Raw genomic sequence first — 17,335 nt, forward strand, 5'->3', positions numbered from 1 at the left:
TGCGCGGACCGTAACCGATATGATTTGATTTCCAAACTCGCCGATTAAGCGTCGCTCTACGCGAATTTCACCAGCAGCAGGCTGAAGCAGCCGATGAACAGGAAGGCCGAGAAGGCGAGCGCCAGCGGGCGCAGGCCGCGTGAGCGCAACTGCGAAATGTCGGCCTGCAGGCCCATCGCGGCCAGCCCCATGGTCAGCATGATGGTGGTGGCGAGCGCCATTGCCGATTTCACCTCGGCCGGCACCGTGACCAGACTGTTCAGCGCCACGACGGCGACGAAGGCGGCGACGAACCACGGCATGGGCGGCCGGGCTGCCGACTGATCGCTGCTTTTGCGGCGGGCCATCAGGCCGAGCGCGACGACCATCGGTGCCAGCATGGCGACGCGGGTCAGCTTGGCGACGGTGGCGATCTCGCCGGACTGGGTGCCGTTCTGGAAGCCGGCGCCGATGACTTGCGCCACCTCATGGATGGAGGCGCCTGCCCACAGGCCGAAAGCATGCTGGTCGAGGCCGAGCATGGGCGCCATGAGCGGGAAGCCGAGCATGGCGACGGTGCCGAACAAAGTGATCGAGGCGACGGCGTAGGTGACGTCCTCGTCGCGCGCATCGGTGACGATGTTGGTGGCGACGATGGCCGAGGCGCCGCAGATCGAGGTGCCGGCGGCAATCAGCTGCGCCAGCTTGGCGTCGACGCCGATCAGCCGGCCGAGCGTGGCGGTGAAGACGAAGGTGGCGCCGAGCGTGGCAGCGACGATGCCGATGCCGCCGGCGCCGATCGACACCACTTGGCCAAGCGTCAGCTGGAAGCCGAGCAGCACGATGGCGAAGCGCAAGAGCCGGCGCTGCGAAAACGCGATGCCGGCCTTGGCGTGGGCGGGCGTGCCGAGCACGTTGGAATAGACCATGCCGGCGACCACCGCGAGGATCATCGGGCTGAACAAAGCGAAGCCGGAGACATTGCGGGCCGAGAAGGCGACGCCCGTGATCATCGCGACCAAGACGATTCCGGGGACGACGCCGTTCCAATCGAGGGATTTTCGTCCCAGGGCGAGTTCGGCGGAAATCAGGCTTTTCGGAATATCGTTCGCGATGTGGGTAAAGGAAGACAATGCAATGCTCCGGGCGGGTATGTCGGAGGAATGCCATTCCTGAAACAATCTTTCCAACGAATTATTCTCGTTAGAACGATCGATTTTTATGAACGACTGGCGTCTTTCCAAGTCTGGCCAATGCGACATAGTCTCGAACCGGCGAGATGGAGACCGCATCGTGTGGCAAGATGAGTTCATCGGGAAGATCGGCCGCGCCCTCGAAAACGACCCGAGCGTGATGGCGCTGTTTGTCGGCGGCAGCTTCGGCAAGGGGCAGGCCGACCGCTACAGCGACATCGACCTGATCGCCATCGTCGCGCGCGACGATCAGGCCGCGTTCAACGCGGCATGGCGGCAGCGTCTCGAAGCGATCGCGCCGATCGTGTTCTGGAACGAGACGGGCAAGGACACGCGCCTGTTCAACGCCATTACCGATCAATGGCAGCGCATCGACCTCATCTCGACCGACGCGGAAGCCCTGAAGAAGCGAGGCAGGGATACGCTGAAACCTTTGATCGACCGGGATGGCCTGTACGACAGTTTGCCGGTTACGATCGCGTGGCCCGGCCCCAACAAGGGATATGTCGCCTATCTCATCAACGAGTTTTTCCGCGTCTTCGGCCTGCTCTCCGTCGCGGCCGGCCGTCAGGAATACCTGCTCAGCGTCGCCGGTGTCGAGCTGCTGCGCATGATGCTGTTCAACCTGTTGAGCGAAGAGGTCGAGCGGGCGGACAAGGGCGGCATGCTGGCATGGAGCCGCCGGCTGTCCGAAGAGCAGCTCGGCCTGCTGGCGACCATTCCTCCAGTGGCGCCGACACGGCAGTCAATCATCGCGGCGCATCTGGCCTGCGCCAACGCCTTCGTGCCGCGTGCCCGCAAATTGGCCGCCCGCTGGGGCATCGAATGGCCGCAGGCTTTCGAGGACGCCACCTGGAGACATCTCGAGCGCGAAGTGGGGCTGAAGAGGCCGGCTGGCTTGGCCTGACGGGGAGGTCCGATCCTGGTCAAAGCTGCGCTTCGATGGCCGTCTTGTCGATGACCGACCAGACGTGCCTGATCCTGTCGTCCAGAAATTCATAGAAGACGTTCTCGCTGAAAGAGACCTTTCTGCCGTTGACGGGCAGGCCAAGGAAGGTTCCGATCGGCGTGCAGTTGAATTGGAGCCGGCTGGCTACGAAGGGCGTATCCGAGATCAGCAGCTGGATGTCGAAATAGAGGTCCGGAATCTCGGAAAAATCCCGCTCCAGCATCTTGCGATAACCCGAGAGCCCGACGCGGTCGCCATTGTAGTGGACCTCGTCATGGACGAAGCGATGCAGCCGCGCCCAATCCTGATTGTTGAGGCACTCGATGTAGCCTCGATAGGCGTCGGCGAGGTCGGTGTCGGTCACGGCATTGCTCCGGTGCTTGCGTCTTTGGAAAAGCTCATGCTCGAACAAGAAGATAGAACGACGGCAGATTCAATCCAGATGGATTGCGCTGTTGGTGCCGAGAGGGGCGACCGTCAGCCGTCAGCCGACTCCTAAAGCGCATCGCGTTCGAACAGATTCATGCGACGGGCTTTTCCAGGCATGGAGCACAGCATAGGTCGAGGCCGATGTCGCAGCGAGCGTGCGCGCGCTCTACGCCCCGGATCGGCGGGAGCGTCTCAGCTTGAAATTTGGCTTTCCGAGAGCTCGCGTCTCGCGGCCGTGAAGACTTCGCGGGCGGCATCCGCATTCATGACGGCAATTGCGAGGCCGATGACGATATCGGGCCAAGCCGAGTTCCACACAAATGCCGTGACCAGGCCGGCGGCAATGATTGCGACATTCGCCAGGACATCGTTGCGCGCCGACAGGAAGGCTGCACGGGTAAGGCTGCCGCTGTGATGGCGATAGCGAGCGAGCATGAGCGCGCACGACAGGTTGACGAGGATCGCGCCAGCCGCGGTAAGCGTCAGCGGAACGGGCGCTGGGGGGATTGGAATGTTGAATTTCTCCCAGGCCGTCCACAAGGTCGCCAAAGCCGGGATCAGAAGTATTCCCGCCAGCGCCATTCCGAGCCGCGCTCTGTTGCGGATGGTCCAGCCCAGCGCGACCATGATCAGGAGGTTGATGGATGCATCCTCCAGAAAATCGATGCTGTCGGCGAACAGCGATACCGACCCGATCCAGACGGCTACGGCAAACTCGATTCCGAAATAGGCCAGGTTCAGGATGGCAGCCATCCGCACCGCCTTGTTCAGCGTCCCGATCATGTTTGTCCATCGATCAATTGCCGTTACCGCGCGGCCTGCAGCGATTCCATGACATGAGACATTACCGATTGAGCAGCCGTCTTGACAGCGCCCCGCTGCATGCTCCAGCTTGACGCCATGTTCGTCTTTGCGCCCACCAACGACAAGCGACGCCGTCCCTGCACGATGCGGAGCGGCGAGCTGATTGCACGACGACGAAGACCGGCACGATAGACCCGGTTCGTTCGTTTCCAGCCCCGCCCGCCTCAAACAGGTCGGCGGGGTTTTCATATTCTGGAGCACTTTCATGACCATCGTTTCTTCCATCCGGCTTCGGCCGGCCGAGCCGGCGGATGCCACCGCGATCAGGGACATCGTGCGCGCCGCCTATGCCAAATGGGTGCCGGTGATCGGCCGCGAGCCGCTGCCGATGCGCGCCGACTACGACAAGGTCGTTGCCGAGCATTCGTTCGATCTCGCCGTCGAGGGCGATCAGATCGTGGGAATGATTGAAACCATGCTGACCGACGATCATATCTGGATCGAGAATGTCTGCGTCGCACCGGATGCGCAGGGCAGGGGGATCGGCCGGCTGCTGCTCGAGCGGGCCGAGCAAAAGGCGATCGAAGCGGGCCGCCTCGAGCTTCGCCTGCTGACCAATGGCGCGTTCGAGGCGAACGTATCGCTCTACAAAAAGCATGGCTATACGATCGACCGCGAAGAGCCGTTCATGAACGGCGTGACGGTTTATATGAGCAAGCGGCTGGCCGGGTGACGCGGACGGTCCGAACTGGCCCCCTGGCTCAATCACTGCCGCACTGGCTCAACCACTTCCGGGTTGCGTTTGACAGCGGCGTTTGTGCATCGTTATCTCTAGCCAGATATTACGCCCGGCGCGACCATGCGGCCAAGGAGAAAATCGTGTCACACAATCTGCAGTTCTATATCGATGGTGCGTGGGTTGATCCTGTTGTGCCCAACACATTGGACGTCATCGATCCATCGAGCGAGGATGCCTTCGCGCAGATATCGCTCGGCTGCAAAGCCGATGTCGACAAGGCGGTCGCCGCCGCCAGGCGTGCTTTCAACACATTCGGATTTACAGAGGTCGGCGAGCGGCTAGAACTCCTGAACCGCATCATCGCGATCTACAAGAAGCGTAGCGGCGATCTGGCGGTTGCAGTGTCGCGCGAAATGGGTGCGCCGCGCCAGATGGCGTTGGACAGCCAGGTCGGCATCGGCCTTGCGCATTTGCAGAAGATGGCGGACGTGCTGAAGACGTTCGAATTTCGACACGTCAAGGGCAACCATCTGGTGATCAAGGAACCGATCGGCGTCGTCGGTCTGATCACGCCGTGGAACTGGCCGCTCAACCAGATCACCTGCAAGGTCGGTCCCGCACTCGCCGCCGGCTGCACCATGGTGCTGAAGCCATCCGAGATCGCGCCGCTCGACGCCATCATCTTCGCCGAGATTCTGGACGAGGCTGGCGTGCCGAAGGGCGTGTTCAACCTCGTCAATGGCGACGGCCCGGGCGTTGGTCAGGCGCTGTCCAGCCATCCCGACATCGACATGATGTCGTTCACCGGTTCGACCCGCGCCGGCATCCTGGTGGCCAAGGCCGCAGCCGACACGGTCAAGCGCGTGCATCAGGAGCTTGGCGGCAAGTCGGCCAATATCCTGTTCGGGGATGTCGACCTTGCAAACGCCGTCAGCAAGGGCGTCGCCGGCTGCTTCAGCAACAGCGGCCAGTCCTGCAACGCGCCGACGCGCATGTTCGTACCGCGCGACCGCCACGATGAGGCTGCCGGTTATGCCAAGGTGGCAGCGGAAAAGTTCACCGTCGGCCCCGCCGATGCAGCAGGCACCAAGCTCGACCGGTGGTGAGCCAGATCCAGTTCGACAAGATACAGGACCTGATCCAGGCCGGCATCGACGGGGGTGCGACGCTGGTGGCGGGTGGCCCCGGCCGTCCGGCCGAACTCAACCGCGGCTATTATGTCCGTCCGACGGTGTTCGCCGACGTCACCCACGACATGCGCATCGCCCGCGAGGAGATTTTTGGGCCGGTGCTGGCGATCATGCCCTATGACAGCGTCGACGAGGTGATCGAGACCGCCAACGACACCGTCTACGGTCTCGCCTCCTACATCCAGGCCAAGGACATGAAGAAGGCGCGCGAAGTGGCGGCGCGCATGCGCACCGGCAATGTCTACATCAACTATCCCCAGTGGGACGCCGGCCTGCCGTTCGGCGGCTACAAGCAGTCGGGCAATGGCCGCGAATATGCCGAATACGGGCTTGAGGATTTCCTCGAGATCAAGGGCATCGCCGGGTATGAGGCGGCCGAGTAGGCACGATAGGGCGCGGCGATCTGCCCGCGCACTGCCCATTTGTCGGAAGCCGGCGCTGCACTCCGTGGGGCGAGGAACCGCAGCCTTGCCACGCCACGACCCTGATCTCATCCTTGCCAATTGGCAAATACGTGCTATATATCTGCCAATAGCAGGGTGAGCAAAAAATGCAGCTTCAGTCCATTGTCACGACACCGGCCACGGTTGGCAGCGCCATCTCGGATGAAGAGGCGGGTGCGCTGGCGCGCACTACAGTCAATTTGTTCAAGGCCTGGAATCTGACCGACCTGGAGGCCTGCATCCTGCTCGGTGGCATATCGGCCCGGACCTGGGCACGTTGGAAGACTGGGGCACGCTGGAAGGAAGGCGGCGTCGGCAGGATCGACCGTGACCTGCGCACCCGCATGGCGCACCTGATGGGCATCCACAAGGGCCTGCGCTATTTGTTCACGGACCCGGCACGCGGCTATGCCTGGATCCGCAAGCCCAATGCCACTTTCGGCGGCCAGTCGGCCCTCGACCTGATGCTGCGCGGCGAAATTTCCGATCTTGCCGCGATGCGCGAATGGCTCGATGCGGAGCGTGGTGCATGGTGAGTGGGCTTGCGGTCCGTCGCCGCGTCGACTGGCACCAGACCTTCCGCATCATCCGCTCCATCCATCCGCCGATAGACCTCTTCGAGGACATTGCAGACCCGCGCGACTGGGAGGCGCTGGCCTCGGTCGAGGCGAAGACCAACCCGCGCATAAGGTTCGAGATTGGCGACCTCGGCAAGGTGGCCGCCGCGAGGCGGGTCTCCGGGCCCGGCGCCAGCTTCGTGATGGCGCCCTTCGTGCATTGTTCGACGCTGCGGCCCGGACGCTTCTCGGATGGCAGCTACGGCATCTACTATGCCGGTGACAGCGAGGACGTGGCGCTGGCCGAGACCATCCATCACCACCAGAAATTCATGCGCGCCACCCATGAGGATCCGGGCTGGACGGCGGATTTCCGCGTGCTGATCGGCAGCGTCGACCGCGACCTCGATGACGTTAACGCGGTGCCTGATGTGCTCGACCCGGACGACTATTCCGCCTCGCAGGCGGAAGGGCGTGCGCTGCGGGCGGCAGGCAGCGACGGGCTGGTGTGGAACAGCGTGCGCATGCCGGGCGGCGGCTGCATCGGCATCTTCTGGCCAGACGTCATCACCATTCCGGTGCAGGGCCGACATTACAGCTATCACTGGGACGGTGCCCGCGTGGACTTCGTGCGCCAGCACGATACAGGAAAGGTGCTGGCGGTCACCTGACGGCGTGCGGACACGCTTTACAGATCACAGCGAAGTCGATATCTGGAAATCTATAAATCCAAGGATTCGGATATATGGATAAGAAAGGCACTTTGAACGCGCTGGCCGCACTTGGCCAGGAGACGCGGCTGGATGTCTTCCGGCTGCTCGTGCGCGCCGGTCCGCAAGGTATTCCGGCGGGCGAGATCGCGGCAAGGCTGGACACGGTCCAGAACACCATGTCGGCGCACCTGAAGGTGCTCGCCCATGCCGGGCTGATCCGTCCCGAACGCAACGGCCGGATCGTCCGCTACGTCGCCGACATGACCGGCTTGCGCGACCTTCTGGCCTATCTGATGGAAGATTGCTGCAACGGCGCGCCGGAACTCTGCCGTCCCGTAATCAATGCCGTGACCTGTGACTGCTAGGGGAGCAACCGCCGATGAGCGATCCACAAGCGCCTGCGCGCGATCGGCCGCAACCTGCCGAAGGCCGGCCGAACCTCGTTGCGGATGACTTGCCACGCCGCATCGTCGCGGAAGCGCTGGGAACCGCGCTGCTGGTCGCCACCGTGGTCGGCTCCGGCATCATGGCTGCCCGGCTGACGCACGACGTCGCGGTATCACTGCTCGGCAACACGCTGCCGACGGGGGCGATCCTCGTCGTGCTGATCACGATACTGGGGCCGATCTCGGGGGCGCATTTCAATCCAGCCGTCACGCTGGTGTTCGCGTTGCGCCGGGAGATCGAGGCGAATGCGGCGCTCGCCTATGCCATAGCCCAAATCGTGGGCGGGATCGCCGGGACGTTTTTGGCGCACGCCATGTTCGAACTGCCGATCCTGCAGGCCTCCGCGACGGTGCGGACCGGGACCGGGCAATGGCTCGCGGAGGCAGTCGCCGCATTCGGTCTCGTTTTCACCATCCTGGCGGGCCTGCGCTTCCGCTCCGACGCGATCCCCTGGCTGGTGGGGCTCTACATAACGGCCGCCTACTGGTTCACGGCCTCGACCTCATTCGCCAATCCGGCTGTCGCCATCGCCCGTGCCTTTTCCGACACGTTTTCTGGCATCCGCCCAATCGACCTGCCGAGTTTCATAGCCGCCGAATTGCTGGGAGCGCTGCTGGCCCTGGCCCTGGCGGGCTGGCTGCTTGCCGAACCGAAACCGATCAGACAGATGAAGGCCTCGAAATGAACATCACCATCTATCACAATCCGGCCTGCGGCACGTCGCGCAACACGCTGGCCATCATCCGGCAGTCGGGCGAGGAGCCGGAGGTGATCGAATATCTGAAGACGCCGCCGTCGCGCGAAAGGCTGGCCGAACTGATCGTGGCGATGGAGATGACACCGCGCGATCTGCTGCGCGAGAAGGACACGCCCTATGCCGAACTCGGCCTTGCCGACTTGAAATGGTCCGACGACGAGATCCTCGATTTCATGCTGGCGCATCCGATCCTGATCAACCGGCCGATCGTGGTCAGCCCGCTCGGCGTCGTGTTGGCGCGGCCGTCGGAAAAGGTGCTGGACATCCTGCCCAACCCGGAGATCGGCGCGTTCACCAAGGAGGACGGCGAGGTGGTCATCGACGCCTCGGGCAAGCGTGCGGTCTGACGCTATTTCCATATTTTTCGAAATTTGCTTGACGACGGGAAAAGTGTCGCTTAGCTTATTTCCATGAAACTCGAAAAAGCAGCCGCCCAACTCGAAGCGCTCGGCAACCCGACGCGGCTTCAGCTCTATCGCATCCTGGTGCGCGCCGGCGACGGCGGGCTTGCCGTTGGCAGTGTGCAGGGCAAGCTCGACATTCCGTCCTCGACGCTGTCGCATCACCTCAAGCGGCTGGTCGACACCGGTCTCGTGACGCAGGAGCGGCAGGCGACGACGCTGATCTGCCGCGCCAATTATCCCGGCATGAATGCGCTGATCGGCTATCTCGCCGACGAGTGCTGCGCCGATGCCGCCTGCACGCCTGCGGTTGCCAAAGCGCTGGCTTGATTTTTTTCGACTTATAATTCGAAGATACCGGAAGGATCGAACCTATGGACATGATGACAGATCTTCCCGTCGCGGTGATCGGTGCCGGCCCGGTCGGGCTGGCCGCCGCAGCGCATCTGGTCGAGCGCGGCATCCGTCCGCTCATCCTGGAGCGCGGCGAAAGCGTTGGTGCCGCCCTGCTCGAATGGGGCCATGTGCGGGTGTTTTCCCCGTGGGAATACAACATCGATGCGGCGGCGCGGGCGCTGCTCGACAGCTCCGGCTGGACGGCGCCGGACAGCCAAGGCCTGCCGACCGGCGGCGAGATCGTACGCGACTATCTGGCGCCGCTTGGCCGGCTTCCCGCGATCGCCGCCAATCTGAAGCTTGGCGCCGAGGTCACCGCGATCACCCGTCAGGGCCATGACAAGGTCGCCAATGAAGGCCGCAAGGACGCTCCGTTCGTAATCCGCTATCGCGATGCCGGCGGCGAACACCGCGTTTTCGCGCGCGCTGTCATCGACGCGTCCGGAACATGGTGGCGGCCAAACCCGATCGGCGTCGACGGTCTGCCGGTCCCCGGCGAAGGCGCGGCTTCAGTGCGCATCGCCTATGGCATTCCCGACGTAATCGGCAAGGCGAGAAAAGATTATGCGGGCAAGCGCATCCTGGTCATCGGCGGCGGGCACTCAGCCATCAACGTCGCCCTGGCGCTGATGGAACTGCGGGATGCAGCGCCCGGCACCGAGATCTTCTGGGCGCTGCGCCACGCCAGCGTCGAGAGATTGCTCGGCGGCGGGCTGAACGACCAGTTGCCGGAACGCGGCGCGCTCGGGCTGGCCGCCAAGCAGGCCATGGCGGACGGCCGGCTGAACATGCTGGCGCCTTTCGCCGTCAACCGCATCGCAACGCAGGGCGAGGAGCTCGTCGCTGACGCCAGCCTGGCCGGCAAGCCGTTCAGCCTGGCCGTCGACCGCATCGTCGTCACCACCGGCTTCCGGCCCGATCTGTCGTTCCTTGGCGAAATCCGCATCGCGCTCGATCCCGCCGTCGAGGCGCCGCCGGCGTTGGCGCCGCTGATCGATCCGAATTTTCACTCATGCGGCACGGTTCCCGCGCATGGCATCAGGGAACTCGCCCATCCCGAGCCCGGCTTCACCATCGTCGGCTCGAAATCCTATGGCCGCGCCCCGACCTTCCTGATGGCGACCGGCTACGAACAGGTCCGCTCGGTGGTCGCCGATATTGCCGGAGACCATGCCGCAGCTCGCGAGGTGCGGCTGGTGCTGCCGGAAACCGGCGTGTGCAGCGCCACCGGCGTCGTGACGGTGTCGAAAAGCGCCGGCTGCTGCGGCGGGCCCGCGCCCGCCAATGTCGATGCCTGCTGCGTCAGGGATGCGGACGCCAAGGCAAACGGCGCGTCGGGCTGCGGCTGTGCAACCGCGCCGGCCGGCATCGAGGCGCGAGAGACGATGGCAGCCAGCGATGCCTGACCGATCTGTCCTGCGCAAGGCGATCTGGGCGCTCGGGCTGACCCAGATCGTCGGCTACGGCACGCTCTATTACAGCTTCTCGATCCTGGCGCCGGCAATGGCCCGCGAATTCGGCCTTAGGGAAGGCTGGGTGTTCGGCGCCCTGTCCGCCTCGCTGTTTGCCGGCAGCCTGTTCGCGCCGACGGCCGGGCGGTGGGCCGACCGCTTCGGCGCCGGCCGCATCATGACCGTCGGCTCGGTCGCGGCGGCCATAGCACTGGCGCTGTGCGCCCTCTCGCCCGGCCGCGTGAGTTTCGTTCTGGCCTTGCTGGCGATGGAACTGGCCTCCAGCTTCGTCCTCTACAGCGCCGCCTTCGTGGCGATCGTGCAGATCGGGGTTCCCCGGCCGCAACGCAGCATCACCCACCTGACGCTCATCGCCGGGTTCGCCTCGACCCTGTTCTGGCCGCTGACCTCGGCGCTGCATGCGCAGCTCACATGGCGCGAGGTCTATCTTTTGTTCGCGGCGCTCAATCTCGGGCTCTGCCTGCCGATCCACGCCTGGCTGATGCGCCTGTCGCGTCGTCACGCAACGGCTGCGCCGCAAGAGCGCGGGCCGGCCCCGGAAGCGGGCGCGCCGCTCGATCCGCGGCGTGGCCGGGCCGCATTCCTGCTCATGCTGGCGGGGTTCGCCACCGAGGGTTTCGTGCTGTCGGCGATCCTCATCCACATGGTGCCGCTGACAGCGGCCCTTGGGCTCGGCACCGCCGGCCTCTTCGTCTCGACCCTGTTCGGGCCGGCGCAGGTCGCCAGCCGGCTGATCAACATGCTGTTTGGCGCGCGGCTTCAGCAGACGCATCTTGCCGTCATTGCAGCGTCGCTGCTCACAGCCGGGCTGTGCGCGCTGTTGCTGACCACGCCTTGGCTGCCCGGCGCCTTCGTGTTCGTGTTTCTGTTCGGCCTCGGTTCCGGCCTCACCAGCATCATCGGCGGCACCTTGCCGCTCGAACTCTTCGGCCGCGAAGGCTATGGCGCGCGGCTCGGATGGGCGAGCGCTGCCCGTCAGTTCACCTCGGCCTTCGCGCCGTTCGCGCTCGCCTTCATGATGGCTCGGACATCCGTCGCCAATTCGCTGTGGGTGCTGGTGGTGGTCGCGGCGAGCGGCGTGATCGCTTTCCTCGCCATCGCACTGCTCAGACGGCGTGGCGGCCGGCGGGCTGCGTTTGTGATGGGCGGCAGTCCGGGAGAGGCGACCAGATCATGACATGCGCGCTGGCAGGACGACTTGGCATCTTACCCTTCTGGGTCAGAACTATGGATATGTACCAAGTTTTGGTATACGATGGCATCATACCCTAGGATGGATGCTCATGCCCCGAAATACCTCTGTTTCCCTTGGCGACCATTTCGCCGGCTTTATCGATACGCAGGTTCAGACAGGCCGTTACGGTTCGGCGAGTGACGTCGTGCGTGCGGGCCTGCGGTTGCTCGAAGAGCATGAGGCCAAGGTCCGTGCCTTGCAAAACGCGCTCATTGCCGGTGAGGAATCTGGCGCACCCGTTGCCTTCGATAGCACTGCATTCCTGAGGAAGATGCGGGCCAAGCATGCCAAATGAGAGCCGCCAATATCGACTCTCACATCTCGCCGAAGCTGATTTGGAAGATATCTGGCTCTACACGTTCAAGCACTGGTCGCTGGAACAAGCGGATCGGTATCACCACGATTTGATCGGTGCTGTCGAAGCCTTAGCCCGCGGCGTTAAAACCGGCCGCCGCACCGATGTGCGCGAGGGCTATTTCAAATACCCAGTCGGCCAGCATTTCGTTTTCTTCCGTCAATCCGAAACGACCCTGGATGTTATCCGCATCCTGCATCAAACGAATGGACGTTGAACGACATCTGTGACGGGCGAAGTGTGTTCGCTACCCAAGGACACGCGTAGATTGACCGGAGTGTCAGTGCGCTTAGTGCCGCAGAATCTTGCTCAGGAAAGCGCGGCTGCGGTCGGTCTTGGGGTGGGAGAAGAACTCCTCGGGCGTGCCGCTTTCGACGATGGCGCCGGCGTCCATGAACACCACGCGCTGGGCGACCTTGCGGGCGAAGCCCATCTCGTGCGTCACCACCATCATGGTCATGCCTTCCTCGGCGACCGCCACCATGACGTCGAGCACTTCGGAAATCATCTCGGGGTCGAGCGCGGAGGTCGGTTCGTCGAACAGCATGATCTTGGGCCGCATGCCGAGGCAGCGCGCGATCGCCACGCGCTGCTGCTGGCCGCCGGAGAGCTGCGCCGGGTAGGCATCAACTTTGTCGGCCAGCCCGACTTTGGCCAGCAACTCGCGGCCGGCCTTTTCGGCTTCCGCGCGGGGAATCTTGCGGACATGGATGGGGGCCAGCGTCACGTTCTCGAGCGCGGTCTTGTGTGGGTAGAGGTTGAACGACTGGAAGACGAAGCCGATCTCGGTGCGCAACTGCGTCATGTTGGTGGCCGGGTCGCCGAGGCGCTGGCCGTCGACGACGAGGTCGCCGTCCTTGATCGCCTCCAGGCCGTTGACGCAGCGGATCAGGGTGCTCTTGCCGGAGCCGCTCGGACCGCAGACGACCACCACTTCGCGCGGCTCGACGCTTAGCGTAATGTCCTTCAGAACGTTGAGCGAGCCGAACCATTTGTTGACGCCGCGAAAGTCGATCATTCCCGCTTTGGTCATATCTTTTGGGCCCTTTGGGTTCGCTGTCACAGCTGTACCTCGCCATGCGCCGCACCCATACGGCGTTCGAGCCGGCGGGCGAGCATGATCAGTGGATAGCAGACGATGAAATAGCCGACGCCGACGAGGAAGAAGACCAAGAGGCCGTTCGGCACACGCTGCACCACCAGCCAGCCGACGCGGGTCAGGTCGGTGAGACCGATGGCGGAGACGACGGAAGAATCCTTGATCAGCAGCACATATTGCCCGACCAGCGGCGGCAGCACGATGCGCATCGCCTGCGGCAGCACCACCTGGCGCATGCGCTGCCAGCGCGACAGGCCTGATGCCAGCGCCGCCTCGACCTGGCCGGTCGGTACCGAGCGGATGCCGGCGACGACGATCTCGCAGATGAAGCAGGCGGCCAGATTTGTCAGCGCGATGATCCCGGCGGTGAAGGCGTCGAGCTCGATACCGAATTCGGGCAGGATGAAGAAGATCAGGAAGATCTGCACCAGGAACGGCGTGCCGCGGATCAAGTCGACCCAGGCGCCAATTGCCGCACCGATCAGCCGGTTGCCGCCGGTTCGCAAGATGCCGAGGCCGAAGCCGAGCAGGGTGCCCAGCACCAGGCTGATCAGCGACAGCACCACGGTCATGCCGAGACCGCGCAGGGCCAACGGATAGGAGCCGGCGAGGCTTTGCAACTGCTGCCAGATCATGTTCGCGCCCCCGCCGTGCCGAGCCAGCGGCTGGAGAGGCCAGCCAGTCCTTTCAGGCCGTAATAGAGCAGCAGATAGAAGGCGGCGATGGTGAGGAAACCTTCCGCCGGCATGAAGCGGTCGGAGGCGAGCAGCTGGCCGGCGCGCGTCAGTTCGGAAACAGAGATCAGCGACAGCAGAGCGGAATCCTTGACCAGCACGATCGCTTGGCCGAGCAGCGGCGGGATCGTCACCTTGAAGGCTTGCGGCAGGACGACAAGGCGCATGCGCTGGACATAGGTCATGCCAGAAGCGACGCTGGCTTCGACTTGGCCGCGCGGGATCGACAGGATGCCGGCGCGAATGATTTCAGCGATATAGGCGCCGCTGTTGAGCGATAGCGCGAGGATGCCGACGACCAGCTCCGGCAGGACGAGGCCGAGCCGGGGCAAGCCGAAATAGAGGAAATAGAGCTGCGCCAGCAGGGGCGTGGCGCGCACGGCGTCGATATAGGCCTTGGCCGGCGCGCGAAACAGCCAGCCGCGTTGCAGGTTCATGGCGCACAGCACGATGCCGACGACGAGCGCGCCGACGAAGGACAGCGCCGACAGCCAGATGGTCGTGATCAGGCCCTGCCCGAACAGAGGCAGATATTCGACGATTGTGCGGAAACTGAAATTTTCGAGCATGGGCGCGCGGCGGTGAAGAGGGAAGGGTGATTAGTGATTAGCGAATAGCGAGTAGCGAATAGCGAATGGCGAGTAGCGAGTAGCGAGTAGCGAGTAGCGAGTAGGGAAGTAGGGAAGTAGGGAAGTAGGGAAGTAGGGAGCGGCAAAGCGTGGCCGGAACGGCCGTTCACCACTCCCTACTCGCTACTCCCTATTCGCTAATTCCTCAGTGGTCTTTCTTCCAGGCGTCGGAATTGACCCAGTAGTCGAGGTTCTTCTGCAGGCGGCCGTCTATGCTGACCTGGTTGAGGAACAGGTTCATCCAGACCAGCAGGTCCGGCTCGTCATAGCGGGTGGCGAAGGCAAGCGGTTCCTTCGACAAAAGGTCCGGCATGATGGTGAAGGAGCCGGCCGGATAGGCCGTCGACTGACCCTTGACCGCCGAGACGTCGTTGACGCCGCAATCGGCCTGGCCGTTGTTGACGGCATCGAGCAGCAGCGGACCGCCGCCCTTGTAGCTCTTGATGTCGGCATCGGGGAAGGCGGCCTTGGCCTCCTTCTCGCCGGTGGCGCCCAGCAACACGGCGATCTTGGTGCCCTTGGCCTTGCAGTCCTCGGTGGTTTTGAACTTGCTGTCGGCCTTGGTGAAGACGGTGCTGCCCGTATACATGTAAGGTGTGGTGAAAGCGACCTTCATGCCGCGCGCCAGTGTCGGCGTCATGTCGGCGACCAGCAGGTCGGCCTTGCCCGAAAGCAGCGCCGGGATCAGGCCGTCCCAGTCGAAGTCGAGGAAGGTGATTTTCACACCCATTTCCTTGGCCATCAGTTCGGCAAGTTCAACCGAACTGCCGGTGCGTTCGCCATTGGCGCCGACCAGCGAGAAGGGAGGTCCCTGGGTCTGCACGGCGACGCGCAGTTCGCCGCGCTTGGTGATGTCGTCCAGCGTTCCGGCTGTGGCAGCAGTGGTGAGGCCGGCGAGTGCAAGTCCGGCGATGAAAAGTCTGGCAATCTTCATTTTGGTAGTCCTCCTTGTTTTATTGTTCCATGTCTTCGTTGTTTTTCACCCTTTGGGGTGCTTTTTGAGCGGCAGCGCCGTTGCCGGCGGCAGCCACCGTTCGAAAATCCTCAGTCCCAGGCCACCGTCTCGGTGACCCTGATGCCGCGTCTGGCAAGCTCGTCGAAGAAGGGTTCGTCGGGCACGTCGAGCAGCGGGTTGAGCAGGCCGGGTTTTCTGATCTCGCCGCGCGCGAGCATCTGCGCCACGATGCTGGCGGGATAGCCGACGCCGAGGCTCATGCCGAACAGGCCGGAAGCCAGGTCGCGCTCGATGATCAGGTCCGACGTCACCGTCTTGGCGCGGCCGCCTTCGAGGCCGGAAAAGACATTGCGCATCACGCAAAGGTCCTTTTCGCCGGGGCCATACTGCAATTGGGGTCCGAGCAGCCGGCCGAGGAATTCGCGCGGGCTGTTGCCGGTGCCAGGCACCTTGTCTTCGGAGAGGAAGCCGAGCTCCTTCAGCGGCGCCCAGAAGGCCGACCATCCCGGCCAGCGCAGCGTATAGCGGCCGGAGCGGCGCAGCCCCCTGGCGGCGTCCAGCATCTCGACATAATGCAGCGCATCGCCATTTGGGAACGCTTCCAGCCTGCCCAGGCCAGCGACCTCGATCTCATGGATGAAAGGGTTGTCGTGCTGCTGACCGGCCGGCACGGCGACGCGCTTTCCGCCCTCGATCATCACGCTGTCGCGGTTCTGGCTGACCAGGACCATGTCGAAATTCCAACTGACCTTGTAGCAAAGCGGCTTGGCCATCGCCTGCGGCTCGGGGATGCCGCCGCAGTAGGAATCGATTGCTGTGATGGAGTCGAACTGCTTTGCGGCGCGGGCGTAGAGCACGAGGTCGATGCCGGGGTCGAGCCCGCATTCGGTCATGATCGAGACGCCGGCTTGTTCGGCGGCTGGCGCCAGGTCGGCGATCGACTTGGCGTAATTGGTGGTGACCAGCGGCGTGCGGGTGGCGATTGCCGCCTGCATCGCCTCGCGCATCAGCGGCTGCGGCAACAGATCTATGACGGCATCAACATCATCAAGCACGTTGGCCAGCGCCGGGCCGATGGCGCCATCGGGCACGACGAAGCGCACGCGGGCAAGGTCGGTCAGGCCGGCAAGTCGGGCAGGGCCGTCCGGTGCGGTGTCGACGCAGACAATTTCCTCGACGCCGTAGCTGGCGACGAGGTCGGCGATGGCCGCTCGGCCTTGCAGGCCGAGGCCGCCGAGAACCGCGATCTTCATGCCGGCTCCTTGCGGTCGTCCGACCAGCAGCCTTCCGGCAGGCTGACCCATTTGTTGCACGACGCCATGACGACGAAGGTCTCACTGCGCACGACTTCGCCCGGCTCGCCGGCGCCCGGGATCAGCTCGCTGGTGACGCGGTAGAGATCGGCGACGTCACCGGCCACCGTCACATCGACGATGATGTCGAAGCGCCCGGTGACCACCGAAGCCGAGTTGACGAAGGGCAGTTCGGAAATGCGCTGCGCCAGTTCGCGGGCCCGGCCGCGCCCCTGGGCGTTGATGCCGACAATGGCCGAGATCAGTTCGGGGCGCTCGGTCAGGTTCAGCAGCCCGACGATCTTGAGCAGGTTGCGGTCTAGCAGATTGCGCAGCCGCGTGCGCACCGTCGGCACCGAAATCGCCAACATCTCGGCGAGACGATTGATGCCCGGCTGCGCGTCCTGCGACAGCTGTTTGACCAGCCGCCGATCGGTCAGATCGAGATGTTCCCGCAAAGTCCCCATCTTTCATAAAAGGAAAAAACTTCGACGATTTTTTTGCCAATGTGCAAACAAGCTACGTCACGGATTTTTGAAATGCAAGGCGCTGTTTTCGCATTGATGGG

21 protein-coding genes and 1 pseudogene are annotated in these 17,335 nt (G+C 63.7%); 13 read left to right on the forward strand and 9 right to left on the reverse strand.

What is annotated here, in order from left to right:
- Positions 1-56: 56 nt before the first annotated feature.
- A complete protein-coding gene (locus NKI38_RS09155; protein ID WP_352656600.1) occupies positions 57-1,112 on the reverse strand; it encodes a YeiH family protein in 1,056 nt (351 codons plus the stop codon).
- A 160-nt stretch (positions 1,113-1,272) separates the two neighbouring features.
- Here NKI38_RS09155 and NKI38_RS09160 point away from each other — a divergent pair, with 160 nt between their 5' ends.
- Positions 1,273-2,079, forward strand: coding sequence for an aminoglycoside 6-adenylyltransferase (locus tag NKI38_RS09160; protein WP_352656602.1), 807 nt, complete (start codon positions 1,273-1,275; stop codon positions 2,077-2,079).
- A 19-nt stretch (positions 2,080-2,098) separates the two neighbouring features.
- On the opposite strand, the gene NKI38_RS09165 is transcribed toward NKI38_RS09160, so the two are convergent.
- Positions 2,099-2,485, reverse strand: a complete 387-nt coding sequence (locus NKI38_RS09165) for an ester cyclase (RefSeq protein ID WP_352656604.1) — start codon at positions 2,483-2,485, stop codon at positions 2,099-2,101.
- 257 nt (positions 2,486-2,742) lie between these two features.
- Positions 2,743-3,333: a cation efflux transmembrane domain-containing protein gene (locus NKI38_RS09170; protein ID WP_352656729.1), complete on the reverse strand. Its 591-nt coding sequence runs from the start codon at positions 3,331-3,333 to the stop codon at positions 2,743-2,745.
- A gap of 286 nt (positions 3,334-3,619) precedes the next feature.
- Here NKI38_RS09170 and NKI38_RS09175 point away from each other — a divergent pair, with 286 nt between their 5' ends.
- The 12 genes and pseudogenes from NKI38_RS09175 to NKI38_RS09230 all read left to right on the forward strand — a co-directional run bounded on the left by NKI38_RS09175 (position 3,620) and on the right by NKI38_RS09230 (position 12,275).
- A complete protein-coding gene (locus NKI38_RS09175; protein WP_352656606.1) occupies positions 3,620-4,087 on the forward strand; it encodes a GNAT family N-acetyltransferase in 468 nt (155 codons plus the stop codon).
- 146 nt (positions 4,088-4,233) lie between these two features.
- Positions 4,234-5,666: pseudogene (locus tag NKI38_RS09180) on the forward strand (aldehyde dehydrogenase family protein).
- A gap of 167 nt (positions 5,667-5,833) precedes the next feature.
- Entirely contained in the window at positions 5,834-6,262 is a 429-nt protein-coding gene (locus NKI38_RS09185) for an antitoxin Xre/MbcA/ParS toxin-binding domain-containing protein (protein ID WP_352656608.1), read from the forward strand.
- Positions 6,256-6,954, forward strand: coding sequence for an RES family NAD+ phosphorylase (locus NKI38_RS09190; RefSeq protein ID WP_352608573.1), 699 nt, complete (start codon positions 6,256-6,258; stop codon positions 6,952-6,954). The genes NKI38_RS09185 and NKI38_RS09190 overlap by 7 nt, the downstream gene beginning before the upstream one ends.
- A gap of 74 nt (positions 6,955-7,028) precedes the next feature.
- Positions 7,029-7,361 (forward strand): ArsR/SmtB family transcription factor, encoded by a 333-nt coding sequence (locus tag NKI38_RS09195; protein ID WP_352608572.1) that lies wholly within the window; start codon positions 7,029-7,031, stop codon positions 7,359-7,361.
- A 14-nt stretch (positions 7,362-7,375) separates the two neighbouring features.
- Complete coding sequence (locus tag NKI38_RS09200) at positions 7,376-8,128, forward strand: aquaporin (protein ID WP_352628866.1); 753 nt, start codon at positions 7,376-7,378, stop codon at positions 8,126-8,128.
- Positions 8,125-8,547 (forward strand): arsenate reductase (glutaredoxin), encoded by a 423-nt coding sequence (gene arsC / locus NKI38_RS09205; RefSeq protein ID WP_352656611.1) that lies wholly within the window; start codon positions 8,125-8,127, stop codon positions 8,545-8,547. The genes NKI38_RS09200 and arsC overlap by 4 nt, the downstream gene beginning before the upstream one ends.
- Before the next feature lie 63 nt (positions 8,548-8,610).
- Positions 8,611-8,931 carry an ArsR/SmtB family transcription factor gene (locus tag NKI38_RS09210; protein WP_352656613.1) on the forward strand — a complete coding sequence of 107 codons (321 nt, stop codon included), beginning with the start codon at positions 8,611-8,613 and terminating at the stop codon, positions 8,929-8,931.
- A 44-nt stretch (positions 8,932-8,975) separates the two neighbouring features.
- Positions 8,976-10,403 carry an NAD(P)-binding domain-containing protein gene (locus NKI38_RS09215; RefSeq protein WP_352656615.1) on the forward strand — a complete coding sequence of 476 codons (1,428 nt, stop codon included), beginning with the start codon at positions 8,976-8,978 and terminating at the stop codon, positions 10,401-10,403.
- The gene (gene arsK, locus NKI38_RS09220) at positions 10,396-11,646 is read left to right on the forward strand and encodes an arsenite efflux MFS transporter ArsK (RefSeq protein ID WP_352656617.1); all 1,251 of its coding nucleotides are present in this window, start codon (positions 10,396-10,398) and stop codon (positions 11,644-11,646) included. The genes NKI38_RS09215 and arsK overlap by 8 nt, the downstream gene beginning before the upstream one ends.
- A gap of 106 nt (positions 11,647-11,752) precedes the next feature.
- The gene (locus tag NKI38_RS09225; RefSeq protein WP_352656619.1) at positions 11,753-11,998 is read left to right on the forward strand and encodes a type II toxin-antitoxin system ParD family antitoxin; all 246 of its coding nucleotides are present in this window, start codon (positions 11,753-11,755) and stop codon (positions 11,996-11,998) included.
- Positions 11,988-12,275, forward strand: a complete 288-nt coding sequence (locus tag NKI38_RS09230) for a type II toxin-antitoxin system RelE/ParE family toxin (RefSeq protein ID WP_352656621.1) — start codon at positions 11,988-11,990, stop codon at positions 12,273-12,275. Before NKI38_RS09225 ends, NKI38_RS09230 begins: the two co-directional genes overlap by 11 nt.
- 72 nt (positions 12,276-12,347) lie before the next feature.
- Here NKI38_RS09230 and NKI38_RS09235 read toward each other — a convergent pair whose 3' ends face one another.
- The 6 genes from NKI38_RS09235 to NKI38_RS09260 all read right to left on the reverse strand — a co-directional run bounded on the left by NKI38_RS09235 (position 12,348) and on the right by NKI38_RS09260 (position 17,225).
- Positions 12,348-13,091, reverse strand: coding sequence for an amino acid ABC transporter ATP-binding protein (locus NKI38_RS09235; RefSeq protein ID WP_352656623.1), 744 nt, complete (start codon positions 13,089-13,091; stop codon positions 12,348-12,350).
- A gap of 26 nt (positions 13,092-13,117) precedes the next feature.
- On the reverse strand, positions 13,118-13,792 hold the full coding sequence (locus NKI38_RS09240; protein WP_352656625.1) for an amino acid ABC transporter permease: 675 nt from the start codon (positions 13,790-13,792) through the stop codon (positions 13,118-13,120).
- Positions 13,789-14,460 carry an amino acid ABC transporter permease gene (locus NKI38_RS09245; RefSeq protein ID WP_352656627.1) on the reverse strand — a complete coding sequence of 224 codons (672 nt, stop codon included), beginning with the start codon at positions 14,458-14,460 and terminating at the stop codon, positions 13,789-13,791. Before NKI38_RS09245 ends, NKI38_RS09240 begins: the two co-directional genes overlap by 4 nt.
- 205 nt (positions 14,461-14,665) lie before the next feature.
- The gene (locus NKI38_RS09250) at positions 14,666-15,454 is read right to left on the reverse strand and encodes an ABC transporter substrate-binding protein (protein ID WP_352656629.1); all 789 of its coding nucleotides are present in this window, start codon (positions 15,452-15,454) and stop codon (positions 14,666-14,668) included.
- A 110-nt stretch (positions 15,455-15,564) separates the two neighbouring features.
- Positions 15,565-16,728 (reverse strand): saccharopine dehydrogenase family protein, encoded by a 1,164-nt coding sequence (locus NKI38_RS09255; RefSeq protein WP_352656631.1) that lies wholly within the window; start codon positions 16,726-16,728, stop codon positions 15,565-15,567.
- Positions 16,725-17,225 carry an Lrp/AsnC family transcriptional regulator gene (locus NKI38_RS09260; RefSeq protein WP_095091173.1) on the reverse strand — a complete coding sequence of 167 codons (501 nt, stop codon included), beginning with the start codon at positions 17,223-17,225 and terminating at the stop codon, positions 16,725-16,727. Before NKI38_RS09260 ends, NKI38_RS09255 begins: the two co-directional genes overlap by 4 nt.
- Positions 17,226-17,335 lie beyond the last annotated feature (110 nt).

Origin of the sequence: Mesorhizobium sp. M0621 (genome assembly GCF_040320745.1) — a bacterium.
Classification (GTDB): domain Bacteria; phylum Pseudomonadota; class Alphaproteobacteria; order Rhizobiales; family Rhizobiaceae; genus Mesorhizobium.

Coding starts and splice junctions, on each gene's coding strand:
- NKI38_RS09170 (WP_352656729.1), bottom strand. CDS start 3,333: ATGATCGGGACGCTGAACAAGGCGGTGCGGATGGCTGCCATCCTGAAC.
- NKI38_RS09175 (WP_352656606.1), top strand. CDS start 3,620: ATGACCATCGTTTCTTCCATCCGGCTTCGGCCGGCCGAGCCGGCGGAT.
- NKI38_RS09185 (WP_352656608.1), top strand. CDS start 5,834: ATGCAGCTTCAGTCCATTGTCACGACACCGGCCACGGTTGGCAGCGCC.
- NKI38_RS09190 (WP_352608573.1), top strand. CDS start 6,256: ATGGTGAGTGGGCTTGCGGTCCGTCGCCGCGTCGACTGGCACCAGACC.
- NKI38_RS09195 (WP_352608572.1), top strand. CDS start 7,029: ATGGATAAGAAAGGCACTTTGAACGCGCTGGCCGCACTTGGCCAGGAG.
- NKI38_RS09200 (WP_352628866.1), top strand. CDS start 7,376: ATGAGCGATCCACAAGCGCCTGCGCGCGATCGGCCGCAACCTGCCGAA.
- arsC (WP_352656611.1), top strand. CDS start 8,125: ATGAACATCACCATCTATCACAATCCGGCCTGCGGCACGTCGCGCAAC.
- NKI38_RS09210 (WP_352656613.1), top strand. CDS start 8,611: ATGAAACTCGAAAAAGCAGCCGCCCAACTCGAAGCGCTCGGCAACCCG.
- NKI38_RS09215 (WP_352656615.1), top strand. CDS start 8,976: ATGGACATGATGACAGATCTTCCCGTCGCGGTGATCGGTGCCGGCCCG.
- arsK (WP_352656617.1), top strand. CDS start 10,396: ATGCCTGACCGATCTGTCCTGCGCAAGGCGATCTGGGCGCTCGGGCTG.
- NKI38_RS09225 (WP_352656619.1), top strand. CDS start 11,753: ATGCCCCGAAATACCTCTGTTTCCCTTGGCGACCATTTCGCCGGCTTT.
- NKI38_RS09230 (WP_352656621.1), top strand. CDS start 11,988: ATGCCAAATGAGAGCCGCCAATATCGACTCTCACATCTCGCCGAAGCT.
- NKI38_RS09235 (WP_352656623.1), bottom strand. CDS start 13,091: ATGACCAAAGCGGGAATGATCGACTTTCGCGGCGTCAACAAATGGTTC.
- NKI38_RS09240 (WP_352656625.1), bottom strand. CDS start 13,792: ATGATCTGGCAGCAGTTGCAAAGCCTCGCCGGCTCCTATCCGTTGGCC.
- NKI38_RS09245 (WP_352656627.1), bottom strand. CDS start 14,460: ATGCTCGAAAATTTCAGTTTCCGCACAATCGTCGAATATCTGCCTCTG.
- NKI38_RS09250 (WP_352656629.1), bottom strand. CDS start 15,454: ATGAAGATTGCCAGACTTTTCATCGCCGGACTTGCACTCGCCGGCCTC.
- NKI38_RS09255 (WP_352656631.1), bottom strand. CDS start 16,728: ATGAAGATCGCGGTTCTCGGCGGCCTCGGCCTGCAAGGCCGAGCGGCC.